Source organism: Clostridium chrysemydis (assembly GCF_015234215.1).
In the GTDB taxonomy this organism is placed as follows: domain Bacteria; phylum Bacillota; class Clostridia; order Clostridiales; family Clostridiaceae; genus Clostridium; species Clostridium chrysemydis.
Genome location: NZ_JADEKP010000008.1, coordinates 74,729 through 91,711 on the forward strand (window position 1 = coordinate 74,729; position 16,983 = coordinate 91,711).

Here is a 16,983-nt window from a genome sequence, read left to right on the forward strand (position 1 = left end):
CACTAAACTTAGTGCGTCTTTTATTTAATTTTCTTTTTTTAAGAATTCTTCAAAAGCTTTTAAAAATCCTTCTATATGCTTCTCTTCGTGACAAGAAGATAAGAATAAAGCTTCATACTGTGAGGGTGGTATATTAAATCCTGCATTTAACATATGCTTAAAGTATCTTTTAAACATTCCTTCATCTGCCTTTTTAACATCTTCATAAAACTTAACTTCTCCGCCTACAAAGAAAATAGTCATCATTCCGCAAACTCTATTTACTGAAAGAGGAACATTGTATTTTTCACCTAATTCTAATACACCATCTTTTAGCATTTTAGATAGTTTTTCTATTTTAGGGTAAATAGTATCTTTATTAGCTTTAAGCTTTTCCAAAGTTTCTATACCAGCTGCCATAACTACAGGGTTTCCTGACATAGTTCCAGCTTGATATACTCCACCTAAAGGTGATAAATATTCCATTATTTCTCGTCTTCCACCGTAAGCGCCACAAGGAAGTCCTCCACCTATAATCTTTGCATAAGTAATTAAATCTGGTGTTACTTCAAATAAACTTTCAGCACCTTTAAAAGCAGCTCTAAATCCACTCATAACTTCATCGAAAATTAAAAGTGAACCATATTTATCACATAAAGATCTAAGGCCTTCCATAAAGCTGTCTTCTGCTTTAATTACTCCCATATTTCCAGCTACAGGTTCAATAATTACGCAAGCTATCTCTTCTCCGTACTTTTTAAATAACTCTGTAACTTGATTTAAATCATTATATCTTCCAATTAAAGTATTTGATACACTTCCTTCTGGAACGCCAAGGCACCCTGGAATTCCTTCTGTTAAAACTCCTGAACCTGCTTCAACTAAGAAACCATCAAAGTGCCCGTGGTAACAGCCAGCAAATTTAACTATTTTATCTCTTTTAGTGTATCCACGAGCAAGTTTTATTGCACTCATTGTAGCTTCTGTACCTGAATTAACCATTCTAACCATTTCAACTGCATCTAAATTATCACAAAGGAATTTACTCATTTCTAATTCCCTTTTAGTAGGTGCACCAAAAGCTATAGACTCTTCTGATGCAGTTTTGATAGCCTCTACAACATCGTAATCAGAGTGACCAAGTATCATAGGTCCCCAAGCTAAAACAAAATCAGTATATTTCTTTAAATCTTCATCAACTATTTCTACGCCTTTACCTGATTTTATAACTGGAGGGTTTATATCCATCCCGTTAAATGATCTAACTGGACTGTTAACTCCACCTGGCATATATTTTTTTGATTCTTCAAATATCTTTTGATTATTCATCCTTAAAAACTCCTATCTTTTTAAAAGCTTACTAGCTTCAAGGGCATGGTAAGTAATAATTATATCTGCGCCTGCTCTTTTCATTGAAGTTAATAACTCTATTATTATTCTTTCTCCATCAACTAAACCTTTTTTTGCAGCTTCTTTAACCATTGAGTATTCTCCACTTACGTTATAAGCTGCAACTGGCATATCAGTATTATCTCTAACTTCTCTAATAATATCCATATAAGACATAGCAGGTTTAACCATAACTATATCTGCTCCCTCTTCAATATCTTCAAAAACTTCTCTTAAAGCTTCTCTTCTATTTGCTGGGTCCATTTGATAAGTTTTTCTATCTCCAAAGCTTGGTGCTGAATTTGCAGCTACTCTAAATGGTCCGTAAAATGCTGAGCAGTATTTAGCTGAGTAGCTCATTATTGAAACTTCTTTAAACCCTGCCTTATCTAAAGATTCCCTAATCGTTCTAACTCTTCCATCCATCATATCTGATGGTGCTATCATATCAGCCCCAGCTTTAGCGTGAGAAACTGCAATTTTATCTAGATATTTTAAAGTTTCATCGTTATCTACGTATTCTCCGTGTAAAATTCCACAGTGACCGTGGTCTGTGTATTCACACATACATACATCTGTTATAACTAATATATCTTTATTTATCTCTTTAATTTTTCTTATAGCTTTTTGAACTATTCCTAAATCATTATAAGCTTCTGAACCTAGACAATCTTTATTTTCTGGTATTCCAAAAAGTATAACTCCCTTTATTCCTAAATCTGAAACTTCATTTATAACTTCCTCTAATTTATCTAATGAATAATGATAAACTTCTGGCATTGATTCTATTTCTCTTTTTATGCCTTCACCTTCAACTACAAATAAAGGTAAAATAAAATCATCTGGAGTTAATACAGTCTCCCTAACTAAACTTCTTACACTTTCGTTTCTTCTTAATCTTCTACCACGTCTTAACAAAGGTATACACTTCCTTATCTATTTTATAATGTCTTTAATTTCTTCTATAAACCCATCTTCTGAGTGCTTTTTGCAAACTATAGGTTTGATATTATTTTTTTCAAGTTCTCTTCCTGTTTGAGGGCCTATAGCTATAATATTTTTTTCTTTTATAGAGTCTACTCCTACCATATCAATTAAATTAATAACTGTAGTTGGACTTGTAAATAATATATAATCAACCTCATTAAATCTATCCTTTTGATAAAATGAACCTGAAACAGTATCGTAGATATCTACTCTATCTACTTTGCAACCTAAATTCTCTATTTCTTCTTTTAGATAATTTCTTGCCTTTTTAGATGTAGGTAATAATACTTTATCTGTAGGTTTAATTATATCATTTACAGCTTCAAAAAGTCCCTCTTGAATAAATCTTTTAGAAACTACGTTTGGGAATATCCCTCTCTTAATTAAAGCCTTTTTAGTTCCATTTCCTATAACAGAAATAGACGCCTTTATACTTCTTATATCAATTTCTTTTGATCTTAGATAATCGAAAAATATATCTACTCCATTAGCTGATGTAAATAATATTTGAGTATATTTATCTAAATCTTTTAACCTTTTAAGCTCTTCTAAATTTTTCTCTATTTTTATAGTATTGATTTCAGTAACTTCTGCACCTAAATCCCAAAGTTTCTCTTTTAAAGATTTAGATTGTTTTTTAGATCTAGTTATACAGATGTTTTTACCAAATAAAGGCTTATTTTCATACCAGTCTAAATCTTCATTTAAAGAAACAACCTCACCTACGCAAATAATACAAGGAGATTCAAGTTTTGCTTCTTTAACTTTTTCTACTATATTTTCTAAAGTACCAATAACTTTCTTTTGTTTAGATGATGTGCCTTTCATAACTACTGCACTTTTAGTATTTTTATCTTTGCCATTTTTTATAAGGCTATCTTTAATAAATTCTAAATTTTCAAGCCCCATCATAAATACTAATGTTCCAGTTTCTTTAGCTAAAGCTTCAAAATCCACGTTTAAGCTTTTAGCTGACATTCCAGTTACTATATGAAAGCTTTGTGCTATTCCTCTATGAGTAATTGGAATTCCAGCATAATTTAATACTGATATAGGTGATGTAACTCCAGGCACCACTTCAAAATCTAATCCTTCTTTTCTTAAAGATAATACCTCTTCTCCGCCTCTTCCAAATACATAAGGGTCTCCCCCTTTTATTCTTCCAACAGTGTGCCCTTCTTTAACAAGTTTAACTAAAAGATCATTTATCTCTTCTTGTTTCATAGAATGAGCACCTGGCTTTTTACCACAGTAATAAACTAAGCAATCATCGTTTATATGATTTAATATATTAGAAGCGCCTAATCTATCATACATTACAGCTGTACATTTTTTTAAAACTCTAATTGCTTTTAAAGTTAATAGTTCCTCGTCTCCTGGACCTGTTCCAATTATATACGCCTTACTCATAACTTACCTCCCACTAGCTATTATTTTTTCAGCTAATTCTTTTCCTAATTCTTCACCATTTAGTTTATCACCTATAATATCTTTTGTTATTATTTCTCCAGCTATACTGTAAGTTCCCTTAAGGTACAAGTCGCTTCCTTCTTCTTTTGAATAAATTCCAATTAAGCTATGACAGTCTCCGTTTAACTCTCTCATAAAACTTCTCTCTGCTATAACTCTTCTTCTAACTTCTATAGAATCTAATTCTTTTATTATTTCTTTATCTTTAAAGTCACTTAAGCATTCTATTCCAAGTGCCCCTTGTCCAACCGCTGGTAAAAATATTTCTGGGTCAAAATAATCAGTTATAATATCTTCCATATTTAATCTTTTAAGCCCTGCTGCTGCTAAGATTATTCCATCCATATTTTCTTTATGCATCTTTTCTAATCTAGTATTTACGTTTCCTCTTATAGGAACTATTTCTAAATCACTTCTCAGTTCTTTTAGCATAGCAGCTCTTCTTATGCTACTAGTTCCAATTTTAGCTCCACTTTTTAATTCATCAAAGTGAACCCCATTAGAACTTACAAAAACATCTCTTATATCATCTCTTTCTGGCATAGCTATAAGTTCAAAAGCTTTATCTAATTCATAAGGCACGTCTTTCATACTGTGAACTGCAAGGTGCGCTCTCCCGTCTAATAGTGCATATTCTATTTCTTTTATAAAAAGTCCTTTACCACCTATTTTATTTAAAGACACATCAAGCCTTCTATCTCCTTCTGTCATAAGAAGAAGTTTTTCACTTTGTATTCCTTTATTTTTAAGTAATCCCATAACTGTTTCAGTCTGCGCTCTTGCTAATTTTGATTTTCTCGTAGCTATAATATATTTCATAATCCACCTTACCTAAACAAATTTTTGTAAAACATTTTTAGTACTATATTTTCTTTTTTCTTATCAAAATAAAATTTAAAATCATCATTTAAAATAAAGTTTAAAACTTCATTTTTTTCCTCTCTGTTTTTTATAGAATTTCTTATTTTGCTTGAAAATTCTATAAAGTCCCCATACTTTAAAATAGTCTCTGTAATTTTTGAATATAAAAATCTTGCTCCCTTTGGATTTCCATCTAAAGTGCTTATAGATAGATTTATTCCATTTTCACTTCCTTGCATTGGGATAACAGTATTTCCCTCTTTAAAATTACTGCAATCTATATATAATTTAAAATTTTCTTCTAAATCCTTTTTGATTAAATCTCTATCTAAATCATTGTCTATAGCGATTAAAATTAAATGTTTATCATAAATATATTCTTTTTTATATTCATCTTTTATTATTTTAAGACTCGGATTTCTAATTTCATATATTTCATTAATTATTTCCTTTGAAACTAAAGTTACTTTGCATCCCCTATTTAGTAGCCCCTTAAGCTTAATTAGTGCGCCTTTTCCGCCCCCTATAATACAAGTATTTATTTTAGAGCTAAGTACACTTAGATTCATTCTATTTAATTCTTTTCTAGAAATATCTTCTCTATTATCCTTAAACATTCTTTTCCTCTACCTTCTAATGTTTCTGATTTTAAAACATCTATCGCACTATGAACATACGCATCTGATATGCTCTTCATCATTTTTTTTGCGTGCTTATTAGATTCATTTGCTTTATTTTTGTAAGAAGTATATCTTTTTTTATAAATCTCGTCTCCTGCTATATTTAATTCCTTTATAACATTAGATAGATTTCTTAACTTTTCCCAAGCCATATATTCATCTATAGCTTCTTTAACTATGTACTTATACTTTTTCATTCTTTCTTTTCTAAGTTCTTTATTTTCATCATCTATTTTACTTATTTCATCTATGTCTAGTATATCTATATTAGGTAATTTAGATACTTTTTCATCTATATCTCTTGGGATAGCTAGATCAAAGACTTTTATTTTTGATTTTATTTCTTCAAAATCTTCTTTATAAAGTATAGCTTTAGATGATGATGTTGCACCTATAATGCAATCTACTTTTTTTATGTTTTCTTTTAAATCATCAAATGTTATTATTTTAACATTTGAATCTTCAATAATAGCTTTATTTTTATCCCTAACTACTATAGTTATGTTTTCTATATTCTTTGAATAAAGGTATTTAAATATAAGTTTTCCTACTTCTCCAAAACCTAATATAACTACATTATTTAATCTTAAATCTGAAACTTTTCTTGCTACTATGGACGCTGACGATACAGGAATTTCATAAAGCCTAGATTCTTTTCTGAATTTTTTCCCACAAGCTATAGCATCTTCAAATAGTCTAGTAAATTTTTTCTTTATAAACCCCTTATCTTTTGAATAAAAGTAAGAGTCTCTTATTTGACCTAAAATTTGATCTTCCCCAAATATTTTTGAGTGATATCCGCAAGAAACTTTAAATAAATGAGTTACTGCATCTTCTTCACTAAAATAGAAAATACAATCTTTTAATTTTATATCCCAATTTAAAATATCAAAAATTTTTTTTAATGCTTCATCCTCATTTAATGAATGATTAAAATATATTTCTGTTCTATTACAAGTATTTAATATTAGAAATTCACTAAAGTTTTCTTTTAATCTTTTTTCTATTTTTTCTTTGTTATTATTATTTATAGAAAATTTTTCTCTAATTTTTACTGGAACACTTTTCTTTATCCCGACTAGTCCTAACATTATCTCACTCCATATTATTTTTATAACCTTTATTTTATCACATCTTGTTAAAAGATTTATATTAATATGAGATTTTTAAATATAAATTCATTATAATTCCTATTGTTTTTCCTTATATTCAAAATAAAGGTGTCTCATAAATTATGAAACACCTTATAAATTAATAATTTTGTGTATTTGGATATTTTATTCCATTCCAATAAACATTATGTTTTAAGATCGCTTTATCATCTAGATTTACATCTTTTAAAGCCCATTTTTTCCATTCCATGAATCCTGTTCTATCTATTATATATCCTATATGCTCTTTTCCGCCTGGAGCATTTTTATCTATATACTCTTTAACAAAATCATAAGTATTATTTATAATTTTAACTATACTCTCTTCATCAGCCCAAATTATAAAATCTTCTGCAAGTCTTGGGTTTTTCTTTCCTGTTCTTCCCATTATAGCTAATCTATAATATTTCTTTTCACTTCTAGTCCAAGCGCTAGTTGGACATTGCATAACACATTCTCCACAACCTATACACTTTGAAGCATCACGAACTACTTTATAGTTTTTAACACTTAAAGCACCAGTAGCTTTTTTCTTGCATGCTTTAACGCAGGCACCGCAGCTTACACATCTTGAGTATTCATATTGTGGTTCTGTCATTCCAATTATTCCAAAATCATGCTGCCTTACTTTTAAACAATCGTTTGGACAACCAGTTAATGCAACTTTAAAGTGAAGATCATTTGGGAAAATCTCTTTTTCTATTCTTTTTGCAAACTTAGTTGTGTTATAGTTTGCAAAAGGACAAACCTTGTTCCCGATACAAGCTGCAATATTCCTAGTTCCAGCCGCTGTATATCCTGTACCTTTATCTACTTGATTAATTTCAAGTCCTTCTATTACTGGTTGAAGCATTTCATTTACTTTATCGATATTTTTCATATCAATTCCTGTAATTTCAAACCCTTGTCTAGTCGTTAAATGTACATTCCCATCTCCGTATTTTTTAGCAATATCGCTAATTAAGTCCATATATTTAACATCTAAATGTCCACCTGGAACTCTTACTCTAGATGCAGTTATTCCTCTATGCTTAGTAACTCTAAAAGCATTCTTTTTTAGCTTTTTTGTATTAATATCCATTTGCATAAACTTAGTCCTCCTAATCAATTAAAAGCTTACCTTTAGTATAATTAAATACTGGTCCATCAAGACAAATATAAGTATCATCTATTTTACAGTGACCACATTTCCCTATACCACAACACATTTTTCTCTCTTGTGATATCCAAATATTTTCTTCTTTTAATCCTCTTTTTAAGAATTCTAATACAGTAAACTTCATCATCATAGGTGGTCCAACAACTATAACTTGTACATTTTCCATATCTTTTATTTTAAGGTCTGGAATAAACTTTGTAACAAGTCCTGTATGTCCTTCATATCCTTCTTTTGCTGAATCTACAGTAACTATTACATCTATTGTTTCTTCAAATCTTCTTAAATCATCTTTAAATAACATATCTTTAGGGCTTTTGAATCCTGTTATTAATGTTGTACCTTTTGATTCTTTACTATTTCTTGCAAAATAATCTACTACTCCTCTAACTGGTGAAAGTCCTGTTCCTCCAGCTACAATAACAAGTTCTTTTCCTTTGTAATTTTCTATATTAAAGCCATTTCCGTAAGGCCCTCTCATAAATAAAGAATCACCTTCATAGTTTTCAAATATCTCGTTAGTTACCTTACCAACTCTTCTAATAGTTAAATCTACAAAGCCTTCGCCAATTCCACTAACTGATATAGGAGCTTCCCCAAACTTTGGTATTGATACTTCAAAGAATTGACCAGGTTTTACATCACCTTTAAATTCCATTTTAAAAGTATACTCTATATCAGTATGTTTAGTTATTTCTAATATCTTTGATGAAAATGGTATATATTCGTTATGATTAGTCATTCTTTTTCACCTCGTCCATTGCATCTTCTAATTTATTAATACATCCAGCTACACTAATATATTCTGGGCATATATCGTCGCATCTTCCACAGCCTACGCACATATGGTATCCCCATTTCTTTTTATAATCATAAACTTTATGCATTATTTTAAATCTCATCTTTTCGCCATTTGCTTTTCTAAACTCGTGTCCACCAGCCATACTTGTAAATCCTGGAACTTGACATCCTGCCCAAACTCTTCTTCTTTCACCAACTTTAGGGTTATCATCTGAGAATATATCTTGCATGCTATAACAAGTACATGTAGGACAAACAAAGTTACATCTACCGCAAGCTATACATCTTTCTGAGTATTCATCCCACATTTTTGATTTAAATATCCTTTGGTCTAAATCACTTGGAATATTAACTTCAACATCATTAGAAGTTACAAATTCAGGTTTAACTTCTTCATCTACCTTTTTTATATCTTCAAAGTATGCAAGTAACTCTTTATCTTTTATATCTAAATAAGCAAAATCCTCGTCTACTTTAATATATGCATCATACTCATCTGTTTTATTTGTTCCCATAGAAACACAAAAACATGAATCAAAGCTTTTATTACATCCAATTAAAATAAATTTAGCTTTTTCTCTAATTCTTTTATAATATGGATCTTCAAATCCATTTCTTAAATATATATCATCAAATCTCTTAAGTGCATGTATATCACAACTTCTTAAAAATATGATAGGTGCATGAGTTTCCTCATTTGGCTCTAAACATTTATCTTCTGTAAAAAAGAAAATAGTTTGAGTTATAGGAAGTAATACTTCCTTTGGTGAAAATGCTGATTTTTTATCAAAAACTATTTCCGATACATCTTTAATTTCACCGTATCTTACCATATCAGTATCAGAACTTCTTCCTTTCCCTTCAAAATTTTTAGGTGCAAAAACTTTAAATTTAGGTGACATTTTATAAAACACACTATTAAGGTCACTCACTCTTAACTTTATTCCCATAGAAAAACTCCTTCGTAAACTTAATTGTTAATATATAAACAATTATATTTACGAAGGAGCATTTAGTCTGTGATAATTATCACAATGACTTAAAGTATATAGATAAAGCTTCTTTATCTATTATATAAATAAAGCTTTTTTCTTTTTTTATGAGATTCTTTTGAACTAAAATTTTAAAAGCTCTTGAAATAGTTTCTCTTGGCATTCCAAACATATCTGAAAGGTATGTAATACTTAATTTCAAATTAATTTTAAGACCTTCTTCTGTTTCTACTCCGTAATCTTTTCCAAGTTTCCAAATCTTAGCTGCAAGCTTTTTTTCTACTTTAACTGGTGTAGTGTTTTTAATTTGCCTATAGAGCCTTCTAGTTTTTCTTGAAAGAGAGTTTATTATCATCATAGAAAACTCGAAATCCTCTTCCATTATTTCTTTAAGCTTATCTTTTTTTATAGATATTATTTTAGACTTTTCAAACACTTCGCAATTTATAGACTCTGGTAAATCATCTAGTATAACTTCGTTTAGTATTTCACCATGCCCTAAAATAAATACTATTTTTTTGTGTGCATGCTCATTTAATTTATATAAAGCAACCTTACCTTCTACTAATATATATAAATAATCTACGTAATCTTTATCACGAAACACATGCTCATCTCTTTTTAAGTTTAAAAGCTCTCCAAAATTACAAATGTATTCTTTAGTTTTATCTGAAAGGGAACTAAACGTTTCTATATTATTTATTACTGATAGTTTTATCATTTTATCACCTTATCAATCATTTATTAAGTTTAATCATAATAGAACAACCTTTTTTTGTGTTAAGTAATTGAACTCTTCCCCCATGTCTCTCTACAACCTTTTTAACTATTGAAAGTCCAAGCCCTGAACCTTCTCCACTTTTTCTACTCTCATCTCCGCGAACAAACTCATCAAATAAATTTAATCTTATATGATTTGGTATGCCTACTCCATCATCACTTACAATAATATAAAAGAAATCTTTATCTTCTCTTGCTTTAAGTTTTATATATTTTGCATTACCATTATACTTTAATGAATTTTCAATAAGGTTTCCTATAACTCTTTTAAAAAGTTTTTTATCTAGTCCTATGAAAATAGGACCATCTGGAACATCTACTTCTAAATCAAGTCCTGCACTTTCTATTTCATCATAATAATCTAATACTATTCTTCTTAAAAACTCAGTTATATCTGTTTTTTCTTTATTTATTTTATTTTCGTTATTGCTAAGTTTTACAAACTCAAAGAAATCATCTATAAGTTCGCTTACTCTCTCTGATTTTTTGTATAAGATACTATAATATTTTTCTTTTGTTTCTTCATCTGTTATAACATGCTGTGAAAGAGCAGCTGAATATCCTTTTATTGTTGTCATAGGAGTTTTTATATCGTGAGATAAATCTAATAAAAGCTTAGTTTTACTTTCTTCTAACCTTTTATTTTCATCTTCACTTTCTTTAAGCTTTACTAATAAGTAGTTTAAAGTATCACGAACTCCTTCTAATTCCTCTTCACCGTCAAACCTAAGCCTTTGTTCAAAGTCACCATTAATAACACTTAAAAGCGCATTATCAATTTCTTTAAGAGGTTTTTGAATCCTTCTTGCAGTCCAAGCTGAATATATTATTATACATATTAAAGCCATCATAGCTGCAAAAGCTATAACTATTCCATATTCTTTATATAAAGGTTTCCCAACACTAAAAGGAACCTTTAAAAGATTTACATTTAATTCTAATTTATCGTTTGGAATTCTAAAAATCGCTAAATATTCATTGTTTGAGTTATCACTTACGTTATTTATTATAGTTTGATACTTCGCTTCATTTTTCGTACTTACTAAATCTAATAATTCTTTTGGAGTATATGAGTTTTTAGTTGAAATTTCTTTTCCTATCCTTTTTACAACTTCTCCGTCTTTATTGACTATTTCTACTTCTGCATCTATCTTTTCAAGATCATTTACATTTAGCTTTGTATAATCAATATAATCTCCTGATACTATATCCATAAGTGGAATACTATTTTTATTTAAGACTTCAGTAAGTCTAAAGCCTAAAAATACGTAAGACCCTAAACAAATAAGTCCAAGTATGAGTACAAATACTATGTACTGTTTAAAAACTGCAACTACTAATTTATCACTTTTCTTTTTCAAATCTATAACCTAATCCTCTTATAGTTTTTAAATATTTTGGAGACTTAGAGTTATCTTCTATCTTTTCTCTTAGTCTACTTATGTGAACCATAATAGTATTATCTCCACCTAAAAAAGCTTCATTCCAAACTGCTTCAAAAATTTGATTTTTAGTAAGTATTCTACCTGAGTTCTCCATTAAATATTTAAGTATTTTATACTCTATTGAAGTAAGTTCTAACTCCTCGTCTCTTAAATGAACTTTAACGTTATAGGCATCTAATTTTAAATCGCCTATTTCTATTATTTCATCTTTTAATTCATTACCTTCTGATAATTTATATACTCTTCTTATCATAGCCTTAACTCTAGCTGATACTTCCCTTGGATTGAAAGGTTTTGTTATATAATCATCTGCACCTATATCAAGCCCTAATATCTTATCATCATCTCTACTTTTAGCTGAAATCATAATAACTGGAATATTCGAGTCTTTTCTAAGTTCATTTACTACTCTATACCCATCAATCTTTGGCATCATTATATCTACTAGTGCAAGGTGGACCTTATTTTCTTTTAAGAAATTTAAAGCTTCAACTCCGTCATAAACTTTAAACACTTCAAATCCTTCTTTTTCTAAGTATACTGAAAGAATATCAACTATTTCTTTTTCATCATCACATACTAATATTTTATATATCAAAAACATCACCCCTAATTGTTTTCTTTACTGTCAATTTTACATTAAAAAAAAGCCCTATAAAAGGGCTTTTTATATTATAACATAATTTTAATATCTAAATAAAAGATTTAATAAATACTATAGCTATTAAAACAGGCGTAATATATTTAATTAATACCATAAAAACATTAACTAACTTCCCATTTACTGTTCCGTTATTAGTTAACTGATCTTTAACTAATTTATTACTTACAAAGTGTCCCATCATAATAGTAACTAAAATTCCGTTTATAGGTAACAGTATTTTAGATACTAATGCATCAAATAAATTAAATAAAGTCATATGGCAAATTGTAAATCCTGATAGCAGTCCATGTGCATTAGCTGATAGAGCTGTTAAAGATCCTATAACCATTATTATAACTACATTTATTATTAATGCTTTTTTAGTGCTAATTTTGAACTGTTCTGTAAATGTTGCTATAGATACTTGAATTATTGATATCATAGCCATAGTTCCTGCCATAGCAGTTAATAAAAAGAATACTATACCTAAAATCATTCCACCTGGTATCTTACCAAATATTAAAGGTACTGTATTAAATAATAAACCTGGTCCTTCACCTGGAGTTAAACCAAATGAAAATACTGCTGGGAAAATAGCTAGCCCTGCAAGTAAAGATACCCCAGTATCTGCTATAGAAACTTTAGCTCCTGTTCCTATTAAATTATTGTCATCTGTAAAATAACTACTATATGTAATCATTGAACCAGTCCCAACTGATAGTTTAAAGAAAGCTAGTCCAAGTGCTGATAGTATTACACTAAATGTAACTTTCGTGAAATCAGGTTTTAATAAAAAACTAACTCCTTCAAAAGCTCCAGGTAATGTAACGCTTCTTATAGCACAAACTACTAAAAGTATAACTAAAACAGGCATTAAAGTCTTTGTTAATTTCTCTATCCCACTTTTAACTCCCATAGCTAAAATACCACAAGCTACAACAAGTGCAACAAACTGCCATAAAACTGGTGATACAGGTCCAAGGCTTGCGTTATTAAACATTTCAGCTGCACCTTTTGCTGTTATCCCGCTAAATGATCCTGTGATTGCCTTAAAAACATATGAGTAAACCCACCCAACAACTACAGTATAGAAAAATAACATACTATAAGATGCTGTAATCCCTATAAAACCTATAAGCCTAAAAAACTTTTTATCAGTTATACTAGCTACTGCCCCGTAAATATTTTTTCTACAATTTCTACCTAATGCGAATTCACTTACTAATGTTGGTAATCCTATAAGTGCAATACAAATTAAATAAACTACTATAAATGCTGCTCCACCGTTCTCTCCAACAACATATGGGAACATCCATATGTTACCTAAACCAACTGCTGAACTTAATGTTGCAAAAAACACTGCAAGTCCTGAGGAAAATTTCTCTCTATTTGGCTCCATGCCATCCTCTCCCATCTTTTTTAAAATCACTTAATGATTATATAACGAAATTTGTCGTATTTTCAATCATTTTGACAATTACAGCTAATTTATTTAATTTTGTTTATTCGTAAATGTTTTATCTATTAATATTTATAAATTTTCTCTGTTATTTTAACTTTTTATCATGGATATTTTATCCAAAAACCTTCCTAAGATTGAATTATGGTTAAAATCCATTGGTGAAACATTTGGAAAATATAAATACATCCTATATACGTAAACCCCTAGTACTATTACGCATACAATTATTATAAAAATATATTGAAACCTTTCACTTCCAAACAAAGGTTTTTTGCAATATATAAATATAAATAAAACCATAGGTATAAACAAAAAGAGTGGATTATAATAAAATGCTTTTTCTAAATCAAATGATAAAAATGCCTTCCATGCTCTTGTTAGTCCACAGCTTGGACAAGGTATCCCTATTGTAGATTTAATTAAGCATCTTCCACCTGTTAAAAAAATTGTAAGTGCCATAATTATAATTATCGTATGTTTTTCAAAAATCTTTTTTATTTTTTGCAAAAAAACACCTCTTTTTTATTAATTGTTATAATATTTTTATATATTTTTTAAAACTTTCCATTTAGTATAGAGAAAAAATAAGATAAGGCATAGCCTTATCTTATTTTATATTAATATCCCATCATTATATGCATCTGCTAATATATTCATATTTTTAACCATAATATACATAGCTACAAATGGTCCTATTCCACAAAGGAATGAACCTAATATATTCCAAAGCACTAATATTGAACCATTTTCTTGAATATTTAAATGATTTTTAAATCCAGTTTCTTGCATCCTGTTACCTTGCTGAAATAGCCATACATAATAGTAGATTCCGCAAGTTATTATTGATAATAATATCACTAATAAGTAGTTAATACTTTCTTTACCTGTATTCTTACATACTCTATTTAAATCTTGTGTGTACTGATACATAAATATTATTCCATATATTCCACATGTCACTAAATTTAAAAGTATAAGAATCCAAAAATTTCTTTGTTTAATCATTTTTCCCCCTAAGATAAGAATTTGTCACAATTCCTAATTATACGTAAAAACTATCTTTTTCACAATAGGTTTATTTAATATCATTAATGTCAAATGGCGTATTTTGATATACGCAGTAGTTCAACCAATTATAAAATACAATATTAGCACTTCCACGCCAAGTTACTATGGGAGAATTACTTGGATCATCATCTAAAAAATAGTTTTTAGGGACATCTATACTTATTCCCTTTTCTCTATCTCTTATATATTCATTTTTCAGAGTATCTTTATCATATTCAAGATGTCCTGTTATATATATTTCCCGTCCATCTAAATTAGATAGGATAAATACTCCAGCCTCATCTGAATATGAAAGTACCTTTAGATTATCATTTTTTTTAATGTCTTCTTCATTTACTTTAGAATGCCTAGAATGAGGGGCATAGAAATAATCATCGAGTCCTCGGGTAAGTTCTTCTCTTAAATCTTTTACTTTATGCTTAAATATTCCAAACATCTTATTATCTAAAATCTCTTTTCTAACTCCGTGATGATAATAAAGGCCAGCTTGCGCCCCCCAACATATATGCATAGTAGAATATACATTTGTTTTGCACCAAGCCATTATTTCTTTTAATTCCTCAAAATAAATAACTTCTTCAAAATCAAGTTTTTCAACTGGTGCACCAGTTATAATAAATCCATCAAACTTTTCGTTTTTTATATCATCGAAAAATTTATAAAACTTATCTAAATGCTCCCTTGATGTGTTTTTAGAGTTATATGTCCTTGTTTGAATTAACTTTATTTCAACTTGCAAGGGTGTATTTGATAGATATCTAAGTATCTGATTTTCTGCTTCTATTTTTTTAGGCATAAGATTTAATATTCCTATTTTTAAAGGTCTTATATCTTGATTACTTGCTCTCTTGTTATTCATTACAAATATATTTTCTTCTTTTAGTTTTTTATAAGCTGGTAAATCTTTTGGTATATTAATTGGCATACTAATCCCTCCCAATTATATTAAACCACATTTTTACAATAAATTAAATTTATCGTAAAATAAAGATAGAGGTGTTTTTTATGAAAAAGATAAAAGGTTATATTGGTACGTACACAAAAGAAAGTAGCAATGGAATATATAGTTTTGCATACGATGTTTTAAATAATACTATAGATTTAAAATTAGAATATAATTGTGATAATCCAACCTATCTAGCTAAAAATAATGATCTATTAGTATCAACCTTTACGAGCTTAGATTCTTCTGGAATAAATATGTTTAAAATAAAAGATGATACTCTTAAAAATATAACTTCATTTAACCATAGAGGAAAAGGGCCTTGTCATGTTTCTGTTTACAATAATAATATTTTATTTTCAAATTATCACGAAAATAGAATAGATAAAGTAACCTGTTTGTATGACTCAATAATTTCAAATCAAATATTTAAAAGAGATGATAAAAGCAATGTTCACTTTCACTTCGCATCTAAAATTCCAAATTTAAATAAAATTATTTGTACTGATTTAGGTAATGATGAGATATTAATTTTAGATTCAAACACTTTAAAATTAATAAATAAAATAAAACTAAAAGAAGGCAAAGGTCCAAGGCATATAGCATTTAATAAAGCTTTACCTATATTTTATTTAATAACTGAAAAGACTTTTGAAGTTTTAGTTTTCTCTTATGATAACTTAAATATAAGATTAATTGAATCTTTTAAACCTTCAGCCAAAATCAAGGAAAACTTTGAAGGTTCTGCAATAAAAATAAGTCCTGATAATCGTTTTTTATATGTAGCTGATAGAAAAACTAATACTATTCTTTTATTTGAAATTTTTAAAAATGGCTTATTAAAAAAGATAAAGGAATATGATTCTTTAAATATATCATCCCCTAGAGATTTCTCTATTTCTCCTTGTGGTAATTTCATTTTTATAGGGAGCATGCTTAAAAACAAAATATCTATCTTTGAAATATCAAAAGAAAAGGGATATATCCTAAAAAACAAATTAGAATTTAATATTTCTTTACCTGTTTGTATAGTTTTTAAATAAAAAAATATGGGGTTGTCGCATTAGCAGATTAAAAATCTGCTAGCGACAACCTATTTTTATGGATTTTCATATAAATTTAGTTGATCAGTTAATTGTGAAATTTCTGTTTTGAAAAATAGACGCACTTAAATAA

17 protein-coding genes are annotated in these 16,983 nt (G+C 28.6%); 1 reads left to right on the forward strand and 16 read right to left on the reverse strand.

All coding sequences use genetic code 11. From position 1 onward, the window contains the following. Nucleotides 1-24: 24 nt before the first annotated feature. From hemL to metA, 16 genes are all read right to left on the reverse strand, one after another. On the reverse strand, nucleotides 25-1,308 hold the full coding sequence (hemL, locus tag INR60_RS14950; protein WP_194192302.1) for a glutamate-1-semialdehyde 2,1-aminomutase: 1,284 nt from the start codon (nucleotides 1,306-1,308) through the stop codon (nucleotides 25-27). Nucleotides 1,309-1,320: 12 nt separating this feature from the next. After that, nucleotides 1,321-2,286, reverse strand: a complete 966-nt coding sequence (gene hemB, locus INR60_RS14955; protein ID WP_194192303.1) for a porphobilinogen synthase — start codon at nucleotides 2,284-2,286, stop codon at nucleotides 1,321-1,323. An 18-nt stretch (nucleotides 2,287-2,304) separates the two neighbouring features. Then, on the reverse strand, nucleotides 2,305-3,765 hold the full coding sequence (gene cobA, locus INR60_RS14960) for a uroporphyrinogen-III C-methyltransferase (protein WP_194192304.1): 1,461 nt from the start codon (nucleotides 3,763-3,765) through the stop codon (nucleotides 2,305-2,307). A 3-nt stretch (nucleotides 3,766-3,768) separates the two neighbouring features. Further along, nucleotides 3,769-4,644: a hydroxymethylbilane synthase gene (gene hemC, locus INR60_RS14965; RefSeq protein WP_194192305.1), complete on the reverse strand. Its 876-nt coding sequence runs from the start codon at nucleotides 4,642-4,644 to the stop codon at nucleotides 3,769-3,771. Between the two features lie 8 nt (nucleotides 4,645-4,652). Next, entirely contained in the window at nucleotides 4,653-5,303 is a 651-nt protein-coding gene (locus INR60_RS14970) for an NAD(P)-dependent oxidoreductase (protein WP_194192306.1), read from the reverse strand. Next, the gene (gene hemA / locus INR60_RS14975; RefSeq protein WP_194192307.1) at nucleotides 5,261-6,457 is read right to left on the reverse strand and encodes a glutamyl-tRNA reductase; all 1,197 of its coding nucleotides are present in this window, start codon (nucleotides 6,455-6,457) and stop codon (nucleotides 5,261-5,263) included. The genes INR60_RS14970 and hemA overlap by 43 nt, the downstream gene beginning before the upstream one ends. Nucleotides 6,458-6,617: 160 nt before the next feature. Then, nucleotides 6,618-7,598 (reverse strand): sulfite reductase subunit C, encoded by a 981-nt coding sequence (gene asrC / locus INR60_RS14980; protein WP_194192319.1) that lies wholly within the window; start codon nucleotides 7,596-7,598, stop codon nucleotides 6,618-6,620. A 19-nt stretch (nucleotides 7,599-7,617) separates the two neighbouring features. Then, a complete protein-coding gene (gene asrB / locus INR60_RS14985) occupies nucleotides 7,618-8,415 on the reverse strand; it encodes an anaerobic sulfite reductase subunit AsrB (protein ID WP_194192308.1) in 798 nt (265 codons plus the stop codon). Further along, nucleotides 8,408-9,424: an anaerobic sulfite reductase subunit AsrA gene (gene asrA / locus INR60_RS14990; RefSeq protein ID WP_194192309.1), complete on the reverse strand. Its 1,017-nt coding sequence runs from the start codon at nucleotides 9,422-9,424 to the stop codon at nucleotides 8,408-8,410. Before asrA ends, asrB begins: the two co-directional genes overlap by 8 nt. A 79-nt stretch (nucleotides 9,425-9,503) precedes the next feature. Then, on the reverse strand, nucleotides 9,504-10,187 hold the full coding sequence (locus INR60_RS14995) for a Crp/Fnr family transcriptional regulator (RefSeq protein ID WP_194192310.1): 684 nt from the start codon (nucleotides 10,185-10,187) through the stop codon (nucleotides 9,504-9,506). A 16-nt stretch (nucleotides 10,188-10,203) separates the two neighbouring features. After that, nucleotides 10,204-11,607, reverse strand: a complete 1,404-nt coding sequence (locus INR60_RS15000; RefSeq protein ID WP_194192311.1) for a HAMP domain-containing sensor histidine kinase — start codon at nucleotides 11,605-11,607, stop codon at nucleotides 10,204-10,206. Continuing rightward, the gene (locus tag INR60_RS15005; RefSeq protein ID WP_476578652.1) at nucleotides 11,591-12,286 is read right to left on the reverse strand and encodes a response regulator transcription factor; all 696 of its coding nucleotides are present in this window, start codon (nucleotides 12,284-12,286) and stop codon (nucleotides 11,591-11,593) included. The genes INR60_RS15000 and INR60_RS15005 overlap by 17 nt, the downstream gene beginning before the upstream one ends. Nucleotides 12,287-12,383: 97 nt before the next feature. Further along, nucleotides 12,384-13,733 (reverse strand): sodium-dependent transporter, encoded by a 1,350-nt coding sequence (locus tag INR60_RS15010; RefSeq protein ID WP_194192313.1) that lies wholly within the window; start codon nucleotides 13,731-13,733, stop codon nucleotides 12,384-12,386. A gap of 153 nt (nucleotides 13,734-13,886) precedes the next feature. Next, nucleotides 13,887-14,303 carry a DUF2752 domain-containing protein gene (locus tag INR60_RS15015; RefSeq protein ID WP_194192314.1) on the reverse strand — a complete coding sequence of 139 codons (417 nt, stop codon included), beginning with the start codon at nucleotides 14,301-14,303 and terminating at the stop codon, nucleotides 13,887-13,889. A gap of 105 nt (nucleotides 14,304-14,408) precedes the next feature. Continuing rightward, nucleotides 14,409-14,801: a DUF4234 domain-containing protein gene (locus INR60_RS15020; RefSeq protein WP_194192315.1), complete on the reverse strand. Its 393-nt coding sequence runs from the start codon at nucleotides 14,799-14,801 to the stop codon at nucleotides 14,409-14,411. A gap of 70 nt (nucleotides 14,802-14,871) precedes the next feature. Further along, nucleotides 14,872-15,789 (reverse strand): homoserine O-acetyltransferase MetA, encoded by a 918-nt coding sequence (gene metA, locus INR60_RS15025; protein ID WP_194192316.1) that lies wholly within the window; start codon nucleotides 15,787-15,789, stop codon nucleotides 14,872-14,874. Nucleotides 15,790-15,869: 80 nt separating this feature from the next. Here metA and INR60_RS15030 point away from each other — a divergent pair, with 80 nt between their 5' ends. Next, entirely contained in the window at nucleotides 15,870-16,850 is a 981-nt protein-coding gene (locus tag INR60_RS15030) for a lactonase family protein (protein WP_194192317.1), read from the forward strand. The last annotated feature ends 133 nt before the right edge of the window (nucleotides 16,851-16,983 follow it).

Coding starts and splice junctions, on each gene's coding strand:
- asrB (WP_194192308.1), bottom strand. CDS start 8,415: ATGACTAATCATAACGAATATATACCATTTTCATCAAAGATATTAGAA.
- asrA (WP_194192309.1), bottom strand. CDS start 9,424: ATGGGAATAAAGTTAAGAGTGAGTGACCTTAATAGTGTGTTTTATAAA.
- INR60_RS15010 (WP_194192313.1), bottom strand. CDS start 13,733: ATGGAGCCAAATAGAGAGAAATTTTCCTCAGGACTTGCAGTGTTTTTT.
- INR60_RS14970 (WP_194192306.1), bottom strand. CDS start 5,303: ATGTTTAAGGATAATAGAGAAGATATTTCTAGAAAAGAATTAAATAGA.
- INR60_RS15020 (WP_194192315.1), bottom strand. CDS start 14,801: ATGATTAAACAAAGAAATTTTTGGATTCTTATACTTTTAAATTTAGTG.
- INR60_RS14995 (WP_194192310.1), bottom strand. CDS start 10,187: ATGATAAAACTATCAGTAATAAATAATATAGAAACGTTTAGTTCCCTT.
- hemC (WP_194192305.1), bottom strand. CDS start 4,644: ATGAAATATATTATAGCTACGAGAAAATCAAAATTAGCAAGAGCGCAG.
- hemL (WP_194192302.1), bottom strand. CDS start 1,308: ATGAATAATCAAAAGATATTTGAAGAATCAAAAAAATATATGCCAGGT.
- hemA (WP_194192307.1), bottom strand. CDS start 6,457: ATGTTAGGACTAGTCGGGATAAAGAAAAGTGTTCCAGTAAAAATTAGA.
- cobA (WP_194192304.1), bottom strand. CDS start 3,765: ATGAGTAAGGCGTATATAATTGGAACAGGTCCAGGAGACGAGGAACTA.
- asrC (WP_194192319.1), bottom strand. CDS start 7,598: ATGGATATTAATACAAAAAAGCTAAAAAAGAATGCTTTTAGAGTTACT.
- INR60_RS15030 (WP_194192317.1), top strand. CDS start 15,870: ATGAAAAAGATAAAAGGTTATATTGGTACGTACACAAAAGAAAGTAGC.
- metA (WP_194192316.1), bottom strand. CDS start 15,789: ATGCCAATTAATATACCAAAAGATTTACCAGCTTATAAAAAACTAAAA.